Genomic DNA, 20,412 nt, shown 5'->3' with positions numbered 1-20,412 from the left:
TTAATTATACTATTATAGTATAAAACAAATTCATTATTTATTCATAAGGTGATTATATGTTGCTTGAAATAGAAAATTTGGCTGTTGAAGTAGCCGGTAAAAGAGTTTTAAAGGGAGTTAACCTTTCAATTGATGAAGGCGAAACTCATGTCCTTTTAGGGCCTAATGGTGCTGGAAAGAGTACCTTGTTTTTAACTATTTTGGGTTTTCCACAATATGATGTAGTTGAAGGGTCCATTAAGTTTAAAGGTCAAGATATTACTGAATTAACTACTGCTGAAAGAGTGCAATTAGGTTTAGGAGTTAGTTTCCAAACCCCTCCTGCAATCAGAGGAGTGTCCGTAAGGGACCTGCTTAAAATAGAGTCCCATCAGGATATGGATGAAGAGTTGAACCCTAGAATGAAGGCATTGGCTGACCAACTCAAGTTCAGTGATGAATTCCTTGATAGGGATGTCAATTTAGGATTTTCCGGTGGGGAAGTGAAACGTTCTGAAATCTTACAGCTGCTCGCTCAGATGCCTGATTTCACCATGTTCGATGAACCGGATTCCGGTGTGGATATCGAAAACGTTGAATTAATCGCTTCCGAAATAGGAACATTGTTGGATAAGGATAAACCTCAACGTTCAAGAAAAAGAAGCGGACTTTTGATTACTCACTTAGGTTATATTTTAAATTTTGTAAGTGCTGATAAGGCGCATGTTTTGATTGACGGTGTGATTTCTTGTTCAGGAAATCCTTCAGAAATTTTAGAAGATATTAGAAAAAACGGTTTTAATGGATGTGTTGAGTGTGCGCAATGTTTATGAGGATGCTGAAAGAGCAATAAATAAAAAGGCAGCTTTAGGGGCTGATGTTACCATTGAAAATTTCAGTGATGAAACAGTTAATGCTTTAGATATGATTGATGACTTGGATGATTTGGATAAACAGACCAAAAAGGACCTCTTGCAGGTAGGAGTCGATACTGAAGAGAAGAACAGGTCAGGATCATTTTTACAGGTGGACCAAAGTAATATTTTCACAAACAACTCCATGTCCGATTCAATTGAAGTAATGAATATGGGCATCGCATTGGAGAAGTACAGCTGGCTGGAGGATTATCTCTGGAATGTTGTAAAGCCGGATGCAGACAAATACACTGCAAAAACCGCATTAAATGAAAAGGAAAACGGCGTTTTAAGCGGTTACTTTGTAAGGTCATTGCCTGGAACCAAGGAAGTAATGCCTGTTCAGGCTTGTATGTTCATCAGTGATGAGGACATCATGCAAACTGCTCACAACGTGATTATCGCTGAGGAAAACTCAGAATTGCATTTGATTACAGGATGTGCAACCGGTGATGACGTGGGTTCTGCAATGCACGTAGGGGTTTCTGAAATGTATTTGAAACCTGGTTCCAAAATCACTTTCACAATGGTTCACAACTGGGCCGAACAGGTTGAAGTTCGTCCAAGAACAGGTGTCAAACTGATGGATAATTCAACTTATATTAATAATTATATCTTAACAAGTCCTGTAAGTACCATTCAATCTTTCCCAACTGCATATTGTGATGGTAAAGATTCAAGAGCAATTTTCCAAAGTATTCAAGGAGGTAAAAAGGATTCCATAATCGATGTGGGATCAAGAGTCTTATTGAATGCTCCTGGAGCAAGAGGAGAAGTTATTTCAAGGGCTGTTGCTCAAGACGAATCACAAATCTATGCAAGAGGACATTTGGCAGGTACTGTGCCTGAAGTCAAAGGTCATTTGGAGTGTCATGGATTGGTATTGTCCGATGACAGCTTCATTTATGCCGTGCCTGAACTTGAAGCCAGTTCCGCTAACTTGGAAATGTCTCACGAGGCAGCAGTCGGTAAGATTTCCGAAGATGAAATCAATTACTTGACATCTCGTGGAATTGCTGAAGAAGACGCCGAATCCATGATTGTTAGAGGATTTTTAAACATGGATATCACTGGTCTTCCTGACGAATTAGCCGAGCAAACTCAAAGAATGATTGATATGAGTCTTGATGGAATGTAATTCCATCTATTTTTTCTTTTTTTTCAATTTTAAACCCTATTGCGATTACTTTTTTCAAACTCGTTTTATAGTATATAAACTTTTTGACTTTATTTTCTAAGTAACCTTTATATTAATTATTTATAATATATATTAATCAGTACATAATGTAATGCTGAGCTAGCTCATTACGTACGTGAAATTGTGATTTTAAGGTATACCTAAACAGTATTTCCTTAAAAGAAAAATTTTAAAATTTTTTAAAAAACTTTAAAATTGGGTTTTTGAAAGACAAAAGTTTTTCAAAATCAGAAAAAATATTATAGAGGAGGAGAAACTCTATGGCTGATGATGTAAAAATTGTAATGTTTTGTTGCAACTGGTGTTCCTATGGAGGAGCAGACACAGCTGGTACTGCACGTATGCAATACCCACCGAATATTAGAGTTATTCGTGTAATGTGTTCTGGAAGAATTGACCCACAATTTGTTTTGAAAGCATTTAAAGAAGGTGCTGACGGTGTATTTGTAGCTGGATGTCACATGGGTGACTGCCACTATGATGCAGGTAACTACAAATTAGATCGTAGAATGAGATTAATTTATAAATTAGTTGAAGATTTAGGAATTGGAAGAGAAAGAGTTCACCACGACTGGATTTCCGCATCCGAAGGTGAAAAATTCTCACAATCTGTTAAAATGATGGTTAACAGAATTAAAGAATTAGGTCCAGCTCCATTAAAAGAACAATTAGATGCTGAAAACTAGATTGGAGGAATGAATATGGCAGATAAAGTTAAAATAGGAACTATGTGGTTCGGCGGATGTTCCGGTTGCCACTTATCCATTGCGGATTTCCACGAATCCTTAATTGATGTTATGGAATTTGCGGATTTCGAATTTTCCCCTGTGCTCATGGATACTAAATATGATGAAGTGCCTGAGTTAGATATTATTATCGTAGAAGGTGGAATCAGAAACGAAGAAAACAGAGAATTAGCTGAAATGTTAAATGAAAAAGCTAACATGGTTATCTCTTACGGAACTTGTTCCTGCTATGGAGGTATTCCAGGTCTCGGTAACTTATGGACTGTTGAAGAATTAGAAGAAGAAGCATACATTAACTCTGTATCTACTGTAAACCCTGAAGGTGTTATTCCTCACGAAGATGTACCACATCTCGAAAGCAGAGTAAGACCTATTGGTGATGCTATGGATATTGACTTAATGATTCCAGGTTGCCCACCTCGTTCCGATGTTGTAGCAGAAGCTATCTTAACATTATTAAGAGGAGAAACAATTGAATTACCTTCAACCAACCTTTGTGAAGTATGTCCTAGAGAAAAACCACCTGCAGGTTTAGCTATGGACTTCATTAAAAGACAATTTGAATTAGGCGCTCCTGAACCTGACTTATGTTTAATCAGTCAAGGATTAGTATGTATGGGTCCTGCTACCGTATCCTTATGTGGTGCAGAATGTCCTTCCATTGGTATCCAATGTAGAGGATGTTACGGTCCTACCGCTAAAGTATTAGACCAAGGAGCAAAAATGATCAGTGCGATTGCATCTGACTACGGTGTACAAGAAGATAAAACCGTTGACCCAGAAACTGTTGCTGATCAATTAGATGATATCGTAGGTACTTTCTACACTTACACATTAGCTGCTGCTTTAGTGCCAGTGAAAATGCAGAAAGGAGGAGAATAAAATGGTTAAACTTACAATGGAGCCTGTCACTCGTATTGAAGGACACGCTAAAATTACCGTGCATCTAGACGATGCAGGAAATGTTGAAGAAACAAGATTACACGTTATGGAATTCAGAGGATTCGAAAAATTCTTAACAGGCCGTCCTGTAGAAGAATTACCAAGATTAGTCCCTCGTATTTGTGGTATTTGTGATGTACAACACCACTTAGCAGCTGCAAAAGCTGTTGACCAAATCTTCGGATTCGATGATTATGAAATCTTACCTGCTGCATACAGAATGAGAGAAATCATGAACTGGGGTTCATACATGCACTCCCACGCTCTTCACTTCTACTTCTTAGCAGCACCTGATTTAATCATTCCTAACGGAACCAGAAAAACTAGAAACGTTTTCCAAGTTATTAAAGACATGCCTGAAATTGCACTTCAAGCAATTAACATCAGAAGAAACGGTTTAGAAATGGTTAGAAAAATAGGTGGTCGTCCTATTCACCCTACCTCATCCACCCCTGGTGGTATCTCAACCGAATTAGACGCTGATACTCAAAAAGACTTACTCGAAAGAGCAAAACAAAACGTTGAATTAGCACAAGCTACTTTAGACTTAGCTATTCCAGTATTTGAAGAAAACATCGACTTAATTGCTTCATTAGGTAACTTCGGTGACACCAGACACTGTGGTACCGTAAAACCTGATGGAACTTGGGATGTATATAATGGTAACATTAGATTCAAAGACAAAGATGGAAGCGACTTATTTGAATACAGAAACGAAGAATATACTGACTATGTTGCTGAACACGTAAAACCTTACTCCTGGTTAAAATTCCCTTACATTAAAGAAATGGGATACCCAGAAGGTATTTACAGAGTAGCACCATTATCCAGGATTAACGTCTGTGATCAAATGCCTAAAGAAGCACCTCTCGCACAAGAAGCTCTTAAAGCTTTCCGTGACGCTTTCGGATACGCTCAAGCACCATTATTATTCAACTATGCTAGACTCATCGAATTATTAGCATCCGCTGAATGTGCTGCTGCAGCATTAGAAGAAGATTTATCCGGTAAAAAATTCCCTGATGCATTAGAAAGAACCGAAGGTAAAGGTGTAGGTATTGTAGAAGCTCCTCGTGGTACTTTAATCCACCACTACGAATCTGATGACAATGGATTATGTAATTACGCTAACATTGTTGTAGCTACAATCCAAAACAACCCAGCTATGGAAATGGGTATTCACCAAGTTGCTAAAGACTACATCAAACCTGGTGTTGAAGTAGACGACAGCATCTTCAACTTGATGGAAATGGTTATCAGAGCTTACGACCCATGTTTATCCTGTGCTACCCACACAATGGATAGCCAAATGAGATTAGCTGAAGTAAATATTGTAGACAGTGAAGGAAACCTCATTAAAAAATTCTAACTTTAAGGGGGTTTATAAATGATTGTATTTAACGAAGATGGCTGTATTAAATGTGGTGCTTGTGAAGGTACTTGCCCTACCTCAGCTATTGATGTAACACCTAATGCTATTATTCACTGTGACACTTGTGGTGAAGAACCAAAATGTGCTGACGCTTGTCCACAAGGTGCATTAAAAGTTGAAATGTTCGAAATTGCTGAAGGTATTGAACAAGCAAGATTAGTATTCAACTCAGTATTATGTGACCAATGTGGTAAATGTGAAGAAGTATGTCCACAAGAAACTCTTAAAGTCACTGGTGAAAAATTAAAAGAAGTTGAAGGTTTCTGTGTAATGTGTCAAAAATGTGTTGACATTTGCCCAGTTGATGTAATCGGTATTCCAGGTGTAGTTGAACCTGCAGAATACGAACTTGATCTTAAAGGTAAAGGTCCTGTTTACATCAAAGATTGTGTTGGATGTGGAACTTGTGTAGAACCTTGTCCTGTAAACGCAATTACTCTTGATGAAGTAGGAAGCCCTGTTACCGTAAGTGACGATTGTATCAGATGCGGATTATGTTCACAAACCTGTCCATGGAATGCAATTTACATTGCTGAAAAAGTACCAGTTAAACGTACTAAAGAAATTGAATCATTCACTTTCGATTCAGCAAAATGTATTGGATGTAATACTTGTGTAGAAGCATGTCCTGGAGACTTCATTTCAGCAAACAGTGCTACTTTAACAGTTGCTATTCCTAGTGTCTGTGCAGCATGTGGTTTATGTGTAAAACTTTGTCCTGTTGACGCATTAGAAATTAATGTTGAATGGGGTGAAGGTGCACCTGTCGACGCTGAAGGTATTGGCCGTGATGTTGAAAAATGTGACTTCATTGGTGCATGTGCTAACAAATGCCCTACAGAAGCAATTCGCGTAGTTACCAAAACCGGTATGTTATGCCCTGCTTTAGAAGAAGTTGGTGGAGAACCATCATTCACAAGTTGTATCAGATGTGGAGCTTGTGCTTCAATGTGTTCCAACGACGCTTTAAAAGTAGAACAATATGAGTTAACAATTGATGGCGAATCTGTCACAAGAGACAGAATTTCATTCAACCCATCCAAATGTGACCAATGTGGTGACTGTATCGAAGCATGTCCATACGATATGCTCCACAAATCAGACAATCCTAAATTACCAATTGCAGGATTCTGTACTTTATGTGGTCAATGTATGGAAGCATGTCCAGAAGACGCTTTATGTTATAAATAGGTTGATAAAACCTATTTATTTATTATTTTTTTTTAAAAATTAGTTAGATTTTATCCATTACTATTTTTCCGTTGACTATTGTCATTACAGGTAGTCCTTGATATTCCCATCCGTCAAATGGTGAGTATTCCGCTTTTGTTTTGAATTCTTCAATATTGAATTTGCCCTCTTGTTTTAGATCGATGACTGTTAAATCGGCATCTTTTCCTATTGCGATTTCACCCTTATTTTCCAATCCATAGACTTTTGCGGCATTTTGGCTTAAGATTTTTGGGATTATTTTCAAGTCAATGTTTCCCCTGTTCACTTCAGTAAGGAGCAAAGGAACCACTGTTTCGAGGTTTGGTATTCCAGGTGATGATGCCCAGGTACCTTTTGTCTTGTCCTCAAGTGTGTGTGGGGCATGGTCGGTTCCTATTATTGAAGTCTCATCCAAATCACTGATTCTCACTGAATCCTGTTTTTCCCTTAATGGAGGATTAGTTTTTATGAATGTTTCATATACATTGTACGAAGAATTATCTAGCAACAAATGATGTGGTGTAAATTCCCAGCTTATAGGCATGCTTTTACTTGCACTTTTTGCCATACTTAGTGATTTCCTTGAGCTTAAATGGCAGATATGCAAACGTAAGTCATTGGCCCTAGCAAGTTCTATTGCCTGCCTGACAGATTCGTCTTCAGCAACTGCCGGACGGGCATAAGTGTAGTCAATGGCAGCATTTTTACTTTTCTCCTTTAGTCTTGCTGTCTCACGCTCAACAATTGATTTTTTCTCACAATGTGTTGCCACCAGTCCGTTATATGCTGTCTTTTCCTTTAATAGGGATAAATCATGAAATATTTTCTCCAGGCTTTCATCACTTTCCAGGTCCATGAAGATCTTGAATGAGATTGGGCGAAGTTCCATCATCCTTTCCATTTCCTCAAGGCAATTGGTTCCTGCCTGAAGCTCAAAGTTCACCACAGACTTTCCTTTGGCTATCTTGATTTTTTCCTTGAGGGCATTGTAGGTGTTTGTCTTTGGTAGGGTGTTTGGCATGTCAATGACTGTTGTGAAACCCCCGTTTGCGGCAGCTTCGCTTCCTGTTTTAAAATCTTCCTTTTGGGTTAATCCTGGATCTCTGAAATGTATGTGGGGGTCAATAAAACCTGGAAGCACGTAATTGCTTTTTATATCAATTGTTTGTGATGCTTCTAATGGGTTTTTGGAAATGTCTGTAATTTGCCCATCCTCGATTTTTATAAAGTGTTCCCCATTTTTATCGACTAATTTACAATTCTTCAAAACTAAATCCATGATTAATCTCCTAGTAATTACTGTTTAGATATTTGTCATTACATATTTTTAAATCATAAGTTTTTTTTAATTTAAAAACAAATTTTTTATTATGTCTCAAGTTTCCGATATTCTTAAAAGGGATATGAAGTTATTCTATGGTGATTGCGATGCTGAAGTGAATATTTCCGACACCACATCAGACACTCTTCTGGTGTCCGATTTCACTGAATACAATCCTTTGCATAATGGTCATTTTCATTGCTTGAAGACTGCAAAGGACATGTTTCCTGACTCATTATTTGTAGCTGTTGTGCCGGGATTGTTTGAGCGAAGTGGAAGGGGAATTCCCTATATACTGCCGAGGGAAATAAGGGCGGAAATCGCAATTTCAGTCGGTGCCGACATAGTTGTTGAAGGACCTCCAATGGGAATAATGGGATCCGGCCAATACTCATTGTGCCTGTGCAAGACATTCCAGGCATTGAACACCGATTACATTCCAAGGGGATATAAGCCGGTGGAGGGTATTGATGAGATTCTGAAAAGGATAAACATGGGGCACCATGTTGCATCAAAGCCATATAAGGTAATCGACAAGACTGCAAAGGAGACACTGCTTGAGGGAAAGCTGGAAGAGGACAACTACGTCATAACCTCCTTTTCAAATTCATTAAGCAAAATCGGCTTTGACTACACAGGCAAGTTTATCTTCGTAGAGAGGATAGAGGGAGTGAGCGGAACCCTAATTCGGGAAAGCATTCAGAAGGATGACTTTGACAATGTCATGGACATGATGCCCGCAAAAACAATAGAGGTGCTTAAAAGGGAAATAGCCAACGATTCAATTATCTATGGCATCCGTGATGTGGAATCGATTTTGAACACGGCCAACAACTTCTCCCTTGATGAACTGGCCTCCCTGAACCTGCTAAATGAAAAGATTGCCAAAAACATAATTGATAACGGACCATATGACGATTTGGAAACTTTGGAAAAATCAATATTGCCAGGATTTTCATCTCATTTTCGCCAAAGGGTATTGAGCATTCTTGAAAACCCCATTCCAAAAAAGGTAATCTCTGAGTATATTGACAGGTATCCGTCAAACATCAGAGTATTGGCATATAAAAATAAGGATAGTTTAGAAAAATTTAAAGAAAAAATAAAACCTGAAAATGTTTTAAATTTCAGGTTGAGGGGTTAAAATATTATTTATTACATTCTGTGGGTTTCCAAGTGCATATATCGCATCAATGAAAGTTGGATAGGTTGAATGTAATACGAATATGTAAATTAGGTAGTAAATAACAACTAAAATTACAATAATCAAAATTATTGTTAAGAGAATATCTACTACGCCCATAGGCTCTTTTTCATCCTGATAATTTAAGTTGTGGATGTTTTCTTTTTTCTTTTTGCCGCCTCTTCTTTTTTTACCGTCTTTTTCTGCTAAAATTTCAGCTCTAATTCTTGCTTCCATTTCTTCAGGGGTTTCCGGTTTTCTAGCTTTTTCCTTGAGATTGTCTTCTTCAACTCTAGGTTCGTATGGGCGTCTGGTTAATGAACCGAATTCCTCTTCATCTTTTGCCAATTGTTGGTCTAAAGGAACTTCCGCTTCATCGAAATACAAATCATCTAGATATTTTTCATATTTGTCTTCCAGTTCCACTCTTGCGCTGGTTGGCTCTGGTTCATAGGAGTGGTCAGGATAAATGAAATCTTGAGAATTATCAACTTGTTGAATAGTTTCAGGTTGAATTTCGTTTTGAGAAATTTGTGGCTCAGGCTCTATTTGCACTTGTTGTGCAACTTCAGATTCACTTATGTAAGAGGATTCAGGGCCTGCAGAATAAGTGGTATCCTTAATGTTATATGGGGAATCATCGCTGATCTGTTTGATTTCAGGAACAGGCTCAATTGTTTCTTGAGGTTGATAGACGCTTTCCTCAACCGGTTGTTTATTGAGTCTGGCAGGTTCGTTGGCAGCAACTTGAGGCTCGCTTTGAGCTTTGTTGTCAATTCCAAGTCCTACAATCTTTTCTAAACATTCTTTACAGTAAATTTTACCGGCAATTTCTAATCCACATTCTTTACAAATTGATTTTCCACATATTGCACATTGATCTGTGCCGTCTCTTTCAGGATGATAATAGCATTCCATAAATTACACTCTCATAACGAATTATTAATAAAATATATTGATTTTATATATGTTTTTTTTATTTATATAAAACTTTTTATGATTTTGTTTTATTTAGTATTTTTTCCACAACAATCTCTGAAGAGATTAGATCATCAACAGTTGCAAGAAAACTACCCAACTTGTCATTTGTTACATTATAGTTAATTGATTTTCCGTTTAAATTAGATTCCAAATAGTTTTCATTATCCACTTCCAATGAATCGAATACAAGTCTTGCATTCTCTTCGTCATTGTATGTGAAAACAATTTCCCCACTTATCTTCATAAAATATATTATGTTATTATCATCTAAAATAATTTTGTGGTAAAATCTCAAAAATATGGTAACCTTTATTAATGACTTAATCAATATATTTAAGTATTCTATTATATTACGATATAATTTATTATATAGCTATTGTTGGAAAATCACTATTTTTAGCTATTTTTAATTAAAAACATATTATGTTTACTTGGAGGAATAATTATGGTTCGTGCTTATACAAGAAAAGAATACATTAGAAAAAACCCAAATTCAAGAATCGTACAATACGATATGGGTAACTTAAGGGAAGAATTCCCAGTTTCATTAAGTTTAGCTGTTAAAAAACCTGCTCAAATTAGACACAACTCTTTAGAAGCTGCTAGGGTTGCTTCTAACAGATTAATGCAAAGGGCTGCAGGAAGAATGGGTTACCACTTAAAATTAAGAGTTTACCCTCACCAAATCGTAAGGGAAAACCCAATGGCAACCGGTGCAGGTGCGGATAGGGTACAAAGTGGTATGAGAAACGCTTTCGGTAAACCTATCTCAGTTGAAGCTATTGTTAAAAAGAATCAAAGGATCATTACCATCGACTGTAATGCTAAAAACTTTGAAGAAGCTAAAGTCGCACTCAAAAGAGCAGGCATGAAAATGCCAGTTCCATGTAAAATCGTAGTCGACAAAGGCGCAGAATTAATTAAATAGACCCTATTTAATTATTCTTTTTACTCTTTTTTTATTTTTACTAATTTTTAATCCACTTTTTTTTATAACTTTTTTCATTAAATATTTAAACATTAAAAAATAAAATAAAATATAATATTGGCTAATTATTTTTATTTGTCAATGTAAGATATTTTCAATTCAAGAGGTCAATCTCATGTATGTTAAAAAATTTGAGGAATTAAGTAAGGACGATATTGGAATTGCAGGTGGAAAAGGTGCTAATTTAGGTGAATTAACACAAGCAGGCATTCCAGTACCGCCAGGTTTTGTAGTAACTGCACAAGCTTATGAATACTTCATGGATGAGGCTGGAATTAATGATAAGGTTATGAGCATTCTTGAAGAAACTGACATTAATGATACCAAAGCTCTTCAAGCTGCCGCTGAAGAAATTAAAAAAATCATTGTGGAATCTCCTATTCCTGATGATTTGGTCATGTACATCCGTGAATATTATAACGAACTTTGCCAAAGGGTTGGCGAAGAGGATACTGATGTAGCAATCAGATCATCCGCTACAGCTGAAGACTTGCCTGAAGCTTCATTTGCAGGCCAACAAGATACTTTCTTGCACGTATCAGGTGATGAAGAAGTAATTGAATTCATTAGGAAATGTTGGGCATCACTTTTCGAAGCAAGAGCAATTTTCTACAGGGAGGAAAACAACTTCGAACATTCTAAAGTTTATATCGCTGTAGTTGTTCAAAAAATGGCATTTGCTGACAAGGCAGGAGTAATGTTTACAGTAAACCCTTCAACTGGTGAAGAAATCGCATTGATTGAAGGATCATGGGGTCTTGGTGAAGCTGTAGTTTCCGGAGATGTAACCCCTGATAACTATCAAGTTGATAAGAGGAACAATGAAATAGTCAATGTCACAATCAGTGACAAGAAAGTAATGTACACTAATGATGAAGATGGTACAAGTGTAAAAATCGAAGTTCCTGAAGATAAAAGGAAAGAAAGAGTATTGTCTGATGATGAACTCATTCAATTAACTGAAATGGGTAAAACAGTTCAAGCTCATTACGGCGAACCTATGGATACCGAATGGGCATTTGAAAAAGACATGCTATTCTTATTGCAAGCTAGACCAATCACCACTTTAGGTGGAGCTGAAGAGGCAGCTGATGACGCATCCTCAGATTTAGGTGATGTTCTTGTTAGAGGTCTCGGAGCAAGTCCTGGAATGGCTGCAGGAACAGTCAAAATCGTTCTAGACATTGACGAATTAGATAAGATTAAAGACGGAGACATAATGGTTACTACAATGACCACTCCTGATATGGTACCTGCTATGAGAAGAGCAAGCGGTATCGTAACCGATGAGGGTGGAGTAACCTGTCACGCTTCAATTATTTCAAGAGAACTTGGAATTCCTTGTGTTGTAGGAACCGGTGACGCTACAACCACTTTGGTAGAAAATTCCGGAGTTACCCTAGACGGTAAAAAAGGATTAGTATTCGAAGGAATCTCACAAACCAAAGAGGAAGCACCTGTTGCTGCAGGATCCGTTGAAGCAGCTCCAATCATAACCGTAACTGAAGTTAAAGCTAATGTAAGTATGCCTGAAGCAGCTGAAAAAGCAGCAGCAACCGGCGCTGATGGTGTTGGACTTTTAAGAACCGAACACTTAATGTTAACCTCAGGTATTCACCCAGGTAAATTCATTGCTGACGGAAACGAAGACGAACTAATCGACACAATTGCAGACAATGTCCAAATTGTGGCTGACGCATTCTATCCAAGACCTGTCTGGTACAGAACCTTGGATGCTCCAACAGATGAATTCATCACATTGGAAGGTGGAGAAAACGAACCTAGGGAACACAACCCAATGCTCGGTTGGAGAGGTATCAGAAGAGAGCTCGATCAACCTGAAATCCTTAAATGTGAATTCAAAGCTATTAAGAAATTACACGAAAAAGGATACACAAACATTGGAATCATGATTCCATTATCACAAAGTCCAGAAGAGCTCAAACAAGCAAAAGCACTCTGTTCCGAAGTTGGATTTGAACCTCACAAGGATGTTGAATTCGGTATGATGGTTGAAATCCCAGCAGCTGCAATAATGATTGATGAATACATTAAAGTTGGTATCGACTTTGTAAGTTTAGGAACCAACGACTTGACCCAATACACTCTTGCAGTTGATAGAAACAACGAGTTTGTGGCAAAACACTACTCAGAAGAACACCCTGCAGTAATGAAACTGATTGAAAGAACAATCAGAAAATGTGCAGAAGCAGGTGTCAAATGTAGTATCTGCGGTCAAGCAGGTAGTGTACCTCACATTGTTGAAAAACTTGTTGAATTCGGAATCACAAGTGTATCATCAAATACTGATGCTATTGCTGATGTGAGAAAAACAGTTGCTCGTGCTGAACAAAAAATTATTCTTGACGCTGCCCGTAAACGTCTAGAATAATCTTTTTATTCTTTTTTTAATTTTTTATTTTTATTTTAATTATTTTTGATAGGTTACTTTATGGACGATAAACCAATAGATAAAGCAGATATCCTTAGGGAGTTGGAGGAACTTCACAGATTGGACCATGATTATGCCAACGGTAGAATCCTGGGGTCAATGTGTACAGAGGCACATCCGTTTGCAAAGGAAGTCTACTGTAAATTTCTGGACACTAATCTGGGAGATCCGGGACTTTTTAAAGGAACCAAACTCATTGAAGAGAAGGTCATACAGTCTATTGGAGAAATGTTGTCCTTGGATAAAGCCTATGGTAATATCGTGACCGGTGGAACTGAAGCCAATCTCATGGCGATACGCGCCGCAAGAAATCATGCCAGAAAATATAAGGGAATCGTTGATGGTGAAATCATCATCCCGGATTCCGCACATTTTTCATTCAAGAAAGCTGCAGACATGTTGAATCTAAGGATTGTTGAGGCCAAATTGGATGACAATTATAAAATTGATGTCGAATCCGTAAGGGAAGCGATATCCGATAAGACAGTGGCTATTGTTGCGATTGCGGGAACAACTGAGTTGGGATTAATCGACCCTATTGAGGACATTTCAAAAATAGCTCATGAAAACAATATCTATTTCCATGTGGATGCAGCATTTGGCGGGTTTTCAATCCCTTTCCTGAAAAGAATCGGGTATGACTTGCCAGTTTTTGATTTTTCACTTGAGGGTGTTTGTTCCATAACCGTCGATCCACACAAGATGGGTCTTGCCCCAATTCCTGCTGGAGGAATAATCTTTAGATGTGAAGAATATTTGGATGTTATGGCTGTCGATTCACCATATTTGACCGTTAAAACTCAGTCAACAATTGTGGGAACTCGTTTAGGAGCGTCTTCCGCTGCCACCTATGCCATAATGAAATATTTTGGAAAGGAAGGTTATTCAAAAATAGCTAAGGAATTAATGGATAACACTGCATTTTTCGCTGAAGGATTAAAAGAAATAGGTTATGAGATTGTTTGCGAGCCTGAACTAAACATTGTAGCTTTTAACCATCCTGATATGGATGCGAATGTCTTGGCTCAAAAATTAGAAGAATTGAATTGGAAAGTTTCAGTCGCCAAATGTCCTGTGTCCATTAGGGTAGTCCTGATGAATCATATAAAAAGAAATCATTTAGAAGAATTGTTAGAAGATTTAAAAGAAATATTTTAATCTTCTATTTTTTCAACATACATCAACGGATAGTTTAATTCTTCTATGAATTCAATGCGTATTATTGCTTTAACGTTTTCTACTTTTGTATGGATTTTGACGTCCAGCATGTCTCCTGTAAGGGATGTGTAGTCAAATTCGGTCATTGACTCCTCGAGCTTGTCGAATCTGATTTCAACTTCAACATCCTCGATTGCAGGCTGCAGTTTTAAGGATTCCTCCATGCTTGTCTCCAGACTTTTTTTGGTGTCCTTGTTGACAGGTGTTCCTACAAACTGATGGAACAGGGCTCCCATACTGATAGCGCCTTCGAAAATCGCTCTTTCTCTTGTTGTAATGTTTGAGAAGTATTCTTTATCAACGTCCATTATAATCCTCCATTTAAGAATATTATCTTTTCATATATTATCTCTGACGGGATTGGATTGATGCAGCAGTAGAAGAGTATCGCCGCTATGATTAATACGGTTGCCAGAATGTATATCCTATTGTCTTTTGGATAGAAAAAGCTGAATGCCAATCCAATCACAAGGAATATGACTGTAATTATCAGCGCATTTGATTCCTGAGGGTTGTTCTTAAGAATTGTTGTATTTATCGGATTCTTACTGGCCAATTCCCCTTGGACAATCATCCTGTTTTCGGTGGATCCTATAGGGTCGCAGGTGATTAGGTAGCTTCCGTTTCCACCTATGTCAGCCAGCTCGAAAGTTGCAGGAACGATTGTGTTGCTAACCACGGTGTAATTCAGTTCCCCGACGCCCGGCCATTCCAGCAGAAATGAATCTCCAACTGAAAGCTCATTCAATCTTAAGAACGGTGAGCCCTGAAGGGTTCGGTGACCATATAATGCAACATAGTTTTCTGTTGGGATGTTCTGTCCTGGATCGCTTAAAACTCCCTGATTTAATGATTCGTTGTTTATTTTTTCATCAACACCGATTGAGGGGATTATTATCTTGGGGCTGTCAATGTTCCTTTCAACGGCCACTTTTGAAGAAAAGTAATTCACTTCCCCCATTGCGTACAATCCAATTATTAATAAACAGACAATAATGATAATTGTTGAAATAGTAGGCTTGTTCATAATATCTCATTTGTCAAATCTAATATAATACTTTTCTTAATTTTGGTATGTTGAATTGATTTCCTTCACCATCCAGTCTGGAGCTTCGGACGTGGGTATTGTTAGAACGATATTGTCCATGTTGTTCAGAACATAATTGACCTTCTCCTGAGGGGTTTCAATCAAAAGCATGTACTGAGCGTCCAGGTCTCCAAGATTGATTTCCCTTTCATAGTTTGACAGCTTGACGCCGTAGTCTTCAAGCATTTTATAGGTTTCATTCTCATCATATCCGTTGACAATTGCGCCCTTGATCATTTCCAGGACATCTGATGAGAAGCCCCGAGTGTTTTCCCGAGGATATGTGTCGTTTCCCTTCACTGTCATTTTTGTTTTTGAATATTCAGAATCGATTTCCCCGTTTTCCTCATATCTCATGATTGAAAGGACGGTGCATCCGCTTATTTTGGGTGCGCTGCTGTTTGTTGTGTAGTTATCATCGCTTGAATTGTAGTTTGTGTAGATGTCAACAACGCTGCCGACCTTGACGAGTCCCGCTCCCGCCTGCAGTCTTGAAACAAGTATCGGCACTGAAACTGTGTTCGGCTCTTCGAATTTAATTTTTGAAAGGATTGTGGCGTCATTTTCATTCACTATCTCCATCGCTTCGGATATTGGGATTATTGTGTTTTTGCTTTCGTTTTCATATACTGCCATTGTCCTGTTGTATCTGTCCTGGTTTAAGCCAATTGATTTTTTATGATAGGATTTCCAGTCTTTTGTTGCGGGTGTCAGTATGTTTATTGTCTCTATTTCCTCAGGGCTTTGGGCATCATTTATCTTGTTTTCGAGCAATAATGCGTTCGGGGATGTTGCCAATGCCCCTGAGTAGAGGTCATGCAGTTCATTCAGCTTGGTTGTCTTTGCAATGGACAGCTGTTCCTGTGTTGGTTCATATATTATAAAGTAATATGCGGAAACTACTAGGGTTATTATGATGATTGTGGATATGATAACTCCTATTTTCCTTTTTTTCTCCTCGTCACTTATGCTAGTGGTTTTCGGTGAGAGATAAACTCCAAGCTTATGGTTCAGCTTTTTTAATGGTGATAACTCATCTTTTTCTTCTTTTTTGTTGGGTTTCGGGAAGTCTCTTGTAATTTGATTTCTCAATTCCTGTGTTTCCTCAAAACCTCGAGGGTGTAATGGATCTCTTGGTTTTCTATTCATTTTTATTACTCCTAAATGGTGTTAATGATGGTTAATTTAATTAGTAGGAGTAAGGTGTCTCATCTTTTAATTAAATTAATTATCAGGTAGTATAGGCAGAACACTAACAGCAGCATCGCTGCAATGTTGACATTGAATAGGACAAGCTTGATTTGCAATATCAATATCAGGATTAAAACTGCTGAAATTGCAATCAATGGGATATTGTCAAATTTCGGATATTGGATATTGCACACCATCAGCAGTGAAACGATGATGCTCAATATCAATGCAACATAAGGATTGAACAGTCCTGTCAGATAGAATGTTGCTAGAATGAATGATATTCCAGGGATTGGAAAACCTATGAAATCCTTGGTATCGATTTTATCAGCAATTACATTATATCTTGTCAGTCTTAAGACGCCACAGATTACAATCATTAGGCTGACTGGAATCACTATTACTTGGTTAATGCCTGGGGTGGTGTTAATGCAGCTATATAGGAATATAGCAGGTGCAACTCCAAATGAAATGGCATCTGATAGGGAATCAATGTTTTTTCCGAATCCCAAATCGTCTTGCCTGTTTGTTTTGCGTGCTACCCAACCATCGATTGAGTCAAATATGATTGCAATGATCATCAGGATTGCAGCCAGTTCAAAATTCTTGTTTATTGAACATATTATCGCTAAAAATCCTGAACACATATTCAGTAATGATATGATGTCGGATATTGCTATAAAACTCTTCATATTTGTTTCCATGTTACTCATATTTTAACTCCAGTAATAAATTACATTTTATCTTTTATTAATTTTGGCTTGTTTTCCAATGCATTTTGATATATTAATATTTTTTTTAATATCCCTATGTTATTCTTTTTATATTCTATTATTTGCTTATTTCCTTATTTAATTTTTGTTTTTATAAGGTATTTAATGCTTTATTTATGTAAAAATTATTTTTTTAACAATATTTTTTAAAAAAATCGATTAAAAGATAAAATATATATAATAATATTTTTAATAAATATTAATTGTTAGACTTTAAATAAACGTAGTAGATTTTACATTTATTGGACAAATTGGGATTGTTTTTCTGATTTAACTCAATATTTTTGTTGAAATTTGCCGTTTATATTGGGGAATAATTTATATTAATAAACTGCGAGTAGTTAAATGATTGAAGATAATATACGTGTTCTTAGACAGGCTGCAAGAGTATCATCAGATGGGAGCAATAAAATAGTCAAAAACTGGTGTGTGATTGCAGGAAATGTTGATTTGATTGACGACATGGCTTACAAGGCCATTGCATCCAATCATAATGTTAAAATACTGTTCAGGGAACATGTGGTCCTTAAGGAAGGAAAATTGGATAAGAAATTCGATTTTATCATGCTTCATGGAAACACTTTAATCTTTAACGATTTCAAAAATGAGACTCGCAAACGTGGTGGAGCATTTGTAGAAGTTGCAAGAGAATATCTAAATCAAGAGCCGAACATCATGGTTCTGGTTGCTCCTGATGATGTTATTAGAAGCACTGTCTCAGTCCTTGAGAAGTCCAAAATTCCTTTTGCAATCATAAAGGAATCTCAAACCACCAATTTCATTGATGTTGATATAAATAACGAGGTAAAATTGCCTAATTTCATTAAGTCTGCTTTAAAACCATTTTACAATGCTAATGAAATTGTATTGTCTACAATTTTAATGTCCGTTGATAATGATGGTGATGTTGGAAAAGTTCAAAGTATAGCTACATCTAATAAGATTTTCGTTATCGATTTTAGAGATATTGTAACGGAGGATTAATCATGAATATTTTTGGAAACGAGGAAGAAGTACCAGAAACTGAAAACACTAAAGTTATCAGTAATAGTTTAGGAATTGATTTAGGAACTTTAAACACTGTTATAGCAAAACCTTCAGGAGACAAATTTGATTTATATCAAATTCCATCAGTGGTCGCCGTTAAAAAAGATGATCCAACTGAAGTTTTAGCTGTTGGTGAAGAAGCAAAAAGAATGCTCGGAAGAACTCCTGAAGATATTCTAGCAGTAAGGCCTTTGAAAAAAGGTGTAATTGAAAATGTCGCACAAGCACAAGCATTACTCATCAAAGCAATGCAAATCGGTATAAATGAAGGCGAAACCGTAGGAAGAATTGTCATAGGTATTCCAGGAGACGCATCCGAAGTGGAAAAAAATGCGGCTGAAGAAATCGGCAGAAAAGCTGGTGCACAAAATATTCTAGTAATCAGTGAAGGATTAGCTGCTGCTATTGGTGCAGGATTGCCTATTGCAGAACCAAACGGTACCATGGTTATAGATATTGGTGCAGGTTCAACTGATATTGTGATTATCTCCCTCGGAGGCATTAATGATATTGAAACCGTTAGATGTGGTGGAGACGATATCGATAACAAGATTGTTGAACTTGTAGCAGAAAAATATGATGTAGCTATTGGTATTCATGATGCGGAATCCGCTAAAATTGAAGTTGGTATGGTACACAGTTCAGAACAAATCGAAAACTTAAGTGTTGAAGTTATCGGTAAATCCTTGGAAACCAACAGGCCTAAAAAAGTAGTCATTGATTCAATGCTCGTTGCAGACGCAGTCGAACCATACATGCAACAAATCGTTGACGGATTAAACGTAATCCTCGAAAGATTATCTCCGGAATTAATGATGGGTGTTTATAACAATTCCGTCTGTGTAGGTGGAAGTTCAAGACTCCGTGGATTGAAAGAAAGGATTTTCGATGAAATCTCTATTCCTGTGGAAATCTCAGAAGATCCAATGACTGTTGTGGCAAAAGGTACTGCAATCGTTGCTGCAGAGCCGTTAGCTTTAGAACCTGAAGTCCGTCTTAGGGCTATGAAATAAAATTAACTTTTTATTTCACTTCTTTTTTTTATTGATTTTTATGGATATTTTAGGTGTTGATGAAGCGGGCAGAGGGTCTGTTTTAGGTCCTATGGTTATTGCAGGAGTTATAGTTCCTGAAAAAATGGAAAAGGTACTCAGTAGAATGGGCGTTAAGGATTCCAAAAGGCTGACTCCTAATCGACGTACTATCTTATCCCGTAAACTGAAGAAAATGTTTGAATATGACATGATTATAATCACTGCCCGCCAGATTGATGAGATGAGGGCAGAAGGCATTAATCTCAATGAGATAGAGAAAAATGCAATGGAAGAACTTATTTTAAGAATGAAACCTGAAAGGGCCATTGTTGATGCAGTGGATGTTAAGGCTGAAAGATTCCAGGAAAATCTGCGAAAGGACACAGGTTTTGACGTTATAGCAGAACACAAGGCAGATGACACTTACATTCAGGTTGGTGCGGCATCCATTATCGCCAAGGCCGAAAGGGATGCTCAAATAGCTGAAATCAATAAGGAATTTATCAAGCAAGGTGGTATCGGTTCTGGTTATCCGTCCGATCCAACAACCAAAAAATTCCTTGAGAATTATACATATGATGAGATGCCTGATTTTGTGAGAAGGTCCTGGAACACTGTTGCTAAAATGAAATGAGTTTAAAACTATTTTTTTTAAATAATATTTAAGTATATGAATTTATATAATATTCTTATAAAACAATTTTCAAGATAATA

20 protein-coding genes are annotated in these 20,412 nt (G+C 37.2%); 13 read left to right on the top strand and 7 right to left on the bottom strand.

Annotation, left to right across the window (positions count from 1 at the left end):
* Window positions 1-56: 56 nt before the first annotated feature.
* The 6 genes from MBBTH_RS07140 to MBBTH_RS07115 all read left to right on the top strand — a co-directional run bounded on the left by MBBTH_RS07140 (window position 57) and on the right by MBBTH_RS07115 (window position 6,402).
* Window positions 57-812 carry an ABC transporter ATP-binding protein gene (locus tag MBBTH_RS07140; RefSeq protein WP_116592368.1) on the top strand — a complete coding sequence of 252 codons (756 nt, stop codon included), beginning with the start codon at window positions 57-59 and terminating at the stop codon, window positions 810-812.
* Window positions 781-2,031: a SufB/SufD family protein gene (locus tag MBBTH_RS07135; RefSeq protein WP_116592367.1), complete on the top strand. Its 1,251-nt coding sequence runs from the start codon at window positions 781-783 to the stop codon at window positions 2,029-2,031. Before MBBTH_RS07140 ends, MBBTH_RS07135 begins: the two co-directional genes overlap by 32 nt.
* Window positions 2,032-2,351: 320 nt before the next feature.
* On the top strand, window positions 2,352-2,777 hold the full coding sequence (locus tag MBBTH_RS07130; RefSeq protein WP_116592366.1) for a hydrogenase iron-sulfur subunit: 426 nt from the start codon (window positions 2,352-2,354) through the stop codon (window positions 2,775-2,777).
* Between the two features lie 15 nt (window positions 2,778-2,792).
* Complete coding sequence (locus tag MBBTH_RS07125) at window positions 2,793-3,719, top strand: NADH-quinone oxidoreductase subunit B family protein (RefSeq protein WP_116592365.1); 927 nt, start codon at window positions 2,793-2,795, stop codon at window positions 3,717-3,719.
* A 1-nt stretch (window position 3,720) separates the two neighbouring features.
* Window positions 3,721-5,148 carry a Ni/Fe hydrogenase subunit alpha gene (locus MBBTH_RS07120; protein ID WP_116592364.1) on the top strand — a complete coding sequence of 476 codons (1,428 nt, stop codon included), beginning with the start codon at window positions 3,721-3,723 and terminating at the stop codon, window positions 5,146-5,148.
* An 18-nt stretch (window positions 5,149-5,166) separates the two neighbouring features.
* Window positions 5,167-6,402, top strand: coding sequence for a 4Fe-4S binding protein (locus MBBTH_RS07115; RefSeq protein WP_116592363.1), 1,236 nt, complete (start codon window positions 5,167-5,169; stop codon window positions 6,400-6,402).
* A gap of 43 nt (window positions 6,403-6,445) precedes the next feature.
* On the opposite strand, the gene MBBTH_RS07110 is transcribed toward MBBTH_RS07115, so the two are convergent.
* Entirely contained in the window at window positions 6,446-7,702 is a 1,257-nt protein-coding gene (locus MBBTH_RS07110; RefSeq protein ID WP_116592362.1) for a dihydroorotase, read from the bottom strand.
* A 91-nt stretch (window positions 7,703-7,793) separates the two neighbouring features.
* Here MBBTH_RS07110 and MBBTH_RS07105 point away from each other — a divergent pair, with 91 nt between their 5' ends.
* Window positions 7,794-8,888: a nucleotidyltransferase family protein gene (locus MBBTH_RS07105; RefSeq protein WP_116592361.1), complete on the top strand. Its 1,095-nt coding sequence runs from the start codon at window positions 7,794-7,796 to the stop codon at window positions 8,886-8,888.
* Here MBBTH_RS07105 and MBBTH_RS07100 read toward each other — a convergent pair.
* Both MBBTH_RS07100 and MBBTH_RS07095 read right to left on the bottom strand, forming a co-directional pair.
* Window positions 8,865-9,845 carry an LIM domain-containing protein gene (locus MBBTH_RS07100; protein ID WP_116592360.1) on the bottom strand — a complete coding sequence of 327 codons (981 nt, stop codon included), beginning with the start codon at window positions 9,843-9,845 and terminating at the stop codon, window positions 8,865-8,867. The genes MBBTH_RS07105 and MBBTH_RS07100 overlap by 24 nt on opposite strands.
* A 76-nt stretch (window positions 9,846-9,921) precedes the next feature.
* Window positions 9,922-10,152 (bottom strand): KEOPS complex subunit Pcc1, encoded by a 231-nt coding sequence (locus tag MBBTH_RS07095; RefSeq protein WP_116592359.1) that lies wholly within the window; start codon window positions 10,150-10,152, stop codon window positions 9,922-9,924.
* Between the two features lie 201 nt (window positions 10,153-10,353).
* On the opposite strand from MBBTH_RS07095, the gene rplJ reads away from it, so the two are divergent.
* The 3 genes from rplJ to mfnA all read left to right on the top strand — a co-directional run bounded on the left by rplJ (window position 10,354) and on the right by mfnA (window position 14,506).
* Window positions 10,354-10,836, top strand: a complete 483-nt coding sequence (gene rplJ / locus MBBTH_RS07090) for a 50S ribosomal protein L16 (protein ID WP_116592358.1) — start codon at window positions 10,354-10,356, stop codon at window positions 10,834-10,836.
* A 175-nt stretch (window positions 10,837-11,011) separates the two neighbouring features.
* Window positions 11,012-13,288, top strand: coding sequence for a phosphoenolpyruvate synthase (gene ppsA / locus MBBTH_RS07085; RefSeq protein WP_116592357.1), 2,277 nt, complete (start codon window positions 11,012-11,014; stop codon window positions 13,286-13,288).
* A 60-nt stretch (window positions 13,289-13,348) separates the two neighbouring features.
* On the top strand, window positions 13,349-14,506 hold the full coding sequence (mfnA, locus tag MBBTH_RS07080; RefSeq protein WP_116592356.1) for a tyrosine decarboxylase MfnA: 1,158 nt from the start codon (window positions 13,349-13,351) through the stop codon (window positions 14,504-14,506).
* Here mfnA and MBBTH_RS07075 read toward each other — a convergent pair.
* From MBBTH_RS07075 to MBBTH_RS07060, 4 genes are read right to left on the bottom strand one after another with little or no spacing between them, the layout of a single operon-like run.
* A complete protein-coding gene (locus MBBTH_RS07075) occupies window positions 14,503-14,874 on the bottom strand; it encodes a dihydroneopterin aldolase family protein (RefSeq protein ID WP_116592355.1) in 372 nt (123 codons plus the stop codon). The two genes, mfnA and MBBTH_RS07075, sit on opposite strands and share 4 nt — an antisense overlap.
* Window positions 14,874-15,593, bottom strand: a complete 720-nt coding sequence (locus MBBTH_RS07070; RefSeq protein ID WP_116592354.1) for a sortase — start codon at window positions 15,591-15,593, stop codon at window positions 14,874-14,876. Before MBBTH_RS07070 ends, MBBTH_RS07075 begins: the two co-directional genes overlap by 1 nt.
* A gap of 36 nt (window positions 15,594-15,629) precedes the next feature.
* Window positions 15,630-16,802 (bottom strand): DUF515 domain-containing protein, encoded by a 1,173-nt coding sequence (locus MBBTH_RS07065; RefSeq protein ID WP_116592353.1) that lies wholly within the window; start codon window positions 16,800-16,802, stop codon window positions 15,630-15,632.
* Window positions 16,803-16,861: 59 nt separating this feature from the next.
* A complete protein-coding gene (locus tag MBBTH_RS07060; protein WP_116592352.1) occupies window positions 16,862-17,557 on the bottom strand; it encodes an archaetidylserine synthase in 696 nt (231 codons plus the stop codon).
* A 405-nt stretch (window positions 17,558-17,962) separates the two neighbouring features.
* On the opposite strand from MBBTH_RS07060, the gene MBBTH_RS07055 reads away from it, so the two are divergent.
* The 3 genes from MBBTH_RS07055 to rnhB are packed head-to-tail and all read left to right on the top strand — an operon-like array spanning window position 17,963 to window position 20,332.
* A complete protein-coding gene (locus MBBTH_RS07055; protein ID WP_116592351.1) occupies window positions 17,963-18,601 on the top strand; it encodes a hypothetical protein in 639 nt (212 codons plus the stop codon).
* Between the two features lie 2 nt (window positions 18,602-18,603).
* Window positions 18,604-19,677 carry a rod shape-determining protein gene (locus tag MBBTH_RS07050; protein ID WP_116592350.1) on the top strand — a complete coding sequence of 358 codons (1,074 nt, stop codon included), beginning with the start codon at window positions 18,604-18,606 and terminating at the stop codon, window positions 19,675-19,677.
* A gap of 40 nt (window positions 19,678-19,717) precedes the next feature.
* On the top strand, window positions 19,718-20,332 hold the full coding sequence (gene rnhB / locus MBBTH_RS07045; RefSeq protein WP_116592349.1) for a ribonuclease HII: 615 nt from the start codon (window positions 19,718-19,720) through the stop codon (window positions 20,330-20,332).
* The last annotated feature ends 80 nt before the right edge of the window (window positions 20,333-20,412 follow it).

This window comes from Methanobrevibacter thaueri, assembly GCF_003111625.1.
GTDB classification, from domain to species: domain Archaea; phylum Methanobacteriota; class Methanobacteria; order Methanobacteriales; family Methanobacteriaceae; genus Methanocatella; species Methanocatella thaueri.
This window is presented reverse-complemented; position numbering and strand designations above follow the sequence as displayed.

What these genes read in the sequence shown, in the direction of transcription:
- MBBTH_RS07075 (WP_116592355.1), bottom strand. Translation starts at nt 14,874, where the DNA reads ATGGACGTTGATAAAGAATACTTCTCAAACATTACAACAAGAGAAAGA.
- MBBTH_RS07140 (WP_116592368.1), top strand. Translation starts at nt 57, where the DNA reads ATGTTGCTTGAAATAGAAAATTTGGCTGTTGAAGTAGCCGGTAAAAGA.
- MBBTH_RS07055 (WP_116592351.1), top strand. Translation starts at nt 17,963, where the DNA reads ATGATTGAAGATAATATACGTGTTCTTAGACAGGCTGCAAGAGTATCA.
- MBBTH_RS07100 (WP_116592360.1), bottom strand. Translation starts at nt 9,845, where the DNA reads ATGGAATGCTATTATCATCCTGAAAGAGACGGCACAGATCAATGTGCA.
- mfnA (WP_116592356.1), top strand. Translation starts at nt 13,349, where the DNA reads ATGGACGATAAACCAATAGATAAAGCAGATATCCTTAGGGAGTTGGAG.
- MBBTH_RS07060 (WP_116592352.1), bottom strand. Translation starts at nt 17,557, where the DNA reads ATGAGTAACATGGAAACAAATATGAAGAGTTTTATAGCAATATCCGAC.
- MBBTH_RS07105 (WP_116592361.1), top strand. Translation starts at nt 7,794, where the DNA reads ATGTCTCAAGTTTCCGATATTCTTAAAAGGGATATGAAGTTATTCTAT.
- ppsA (WP_116592357.1), top strand. Translation starts at nt 11,012, where the DNA reads ATGTATGTTAAAAAATTTGAGGAATTAAGTAAGGACGATATTGGAATT.
- MBBTH_RS07130 (WP_116592366.1), top strand. Translation starts at nt 2,352, where the DNA reads ATGGCTGATGATGTAAAAATTGTAATGTTTTGTTGCAACTGGTGTTCC.
- rnhB (WP_116592349.1), top strand. Translation starts at nt 19,718, where the DNA reads ATGGATATTTTAGGTGTTGATGAAGCGGGCAGAGGGTCTGTTTTAGGT.
- MBBTH_RS07070 (WP_116592354.1), bottom strand. Translation starts at nt 15,593, where the DNA reads ATGAACAAGCCTACTATTTCAACAATTATCATTATTGTCTGTTTATTA.
- MBBTH_RS07125 (WP_116592365.1), top strand. Translation starts at nt 2,793, where the DNA reads ATGGCAGATAAAGTTAAAATAGGAACTATGTGGTTCGGCGGATGTTCC.
- MBBTH_RS07050 (WP_116592350.1), top strand. Translation starts at nt 18,604, where the DNA reads ATGAATATTTTTGGAAACGAGGAAGAAGTACCAGAAACTGAAAACACT.
- MBBTH_RS07115 (WP_116592363.1), top strand. Translation starts at nt 5,167, where the DNA reads ATGATTGTATTTAACGAAGATGGCTGTATTAAATGTGGTGCTTGTGAA.
- MBBTH_RS07095 (WP_116592359.1), bottom strand. Translation starts at nt 10,152, where the DNA reads ATGAAGATAAGTGGGGAAATTGTTTTCACATACAATGACGAAGAGAAT.
- MBBTH_RS07135 (WP_116592367.1), top strand. Translation starts at nt 781, where the DNA reads ATGGATGTGTTGAGTGTGCGCAATGTTTATGAGGATGCTGAAAGAGCA.
- MBBTH_RS07110 (WP_116592362.1), bottom strand. Translation starts at nt 7,702, where the DNA reads ATGGATTTAGTTTTGAAGAATTGTAAATTAGTCGATAAAAATGGGGAA.
- rplJ (WP_116592358.1), top strand. Translation starts at nt 10,354, where the DNA reads ATGGTTCGTGCTTATACAAGAAAAGAATACATTAGAAAAAACCCAAAT.
- MBBTH_RS07120 (WP_116592364.1), top strand. Translation starts at nt 3,721, where the DNA reads ATGGTTAAACTTACAATGGAGCCTGTCACTCGTATTGAAGGACACGCT.
- MBBTH_RS07065 (WP_116592353.1), bottom strand. Translation starts at nt 16,802, where the DNA reads ATGAATAGAAAACCAAGAGATCCATTACACCCTCGAGGTTTTGAGGAA.